Genomic DNA, 375 nt, shown 5'->3' with positions numbered 1-375 from the left:
CCTCAGCGCCCACATTAAAGGCTGTCATATGACAGCCTTTTTTTGTTGGTATGCACTACGTTTATATTCTTCACTCTACATCGCTCGGCCGTTTTTACACGGGTGAGACTATCAATGTTGAGACTCGTTTAATTCAACATAATATGGGTCATTATGATGGTGCAAGTACTTCTATTGCGAAAGATTGGCGTGTTTTTCTAATTATCTCTTGTACAGATAAGGCTCAAGCATTAAAGGTAGAACGCTTCATTAAGAGGCAAAAGAGCAGCAAATTTATCCGCAAGCTCAAGGATCAACCTTCTATAATTGAAGATGTTTTAAGAAGATTTTAGGGTCGTGGGTTCGCCCCGAAGCTTCGGGGCCTCAGCGCCCACA

The 375-nt window shown here is 42.1% G+C and carries 1 protein-coding gene; it reads left to right on the top strand.

Going from position 1 to position 375, the window contains the following annotated elements:
- The first annotated feature begins 50 nt into the window (after positions 1 to 50).
- Positions 51 to 332, top strand: a complete 282-nt coding sequence (locus J4E76_RS21260) for a GIY-YIG nuclease family protein (protein ID WP_370592831.1) — start codon at positions 51 to 53, stop codon at positions 330 to 332.
- Positions 333 to 375 lie beyond the last annotated feature (43 nt).

This window comes from Roseivirga sp. E12 (assembly GCF_017592825.1).
In the GTDB taxonomy this organism is placed as follows: Bacteria; Bacteroidota; Bacteroidia; order Cytophagales; family Cyclobacteriaceae; genus Roseivirga.
Note: the sequence above shows the minus strand (reverse complement) of the source record. Positions and strands in the feature narration are given on the sequence as shown.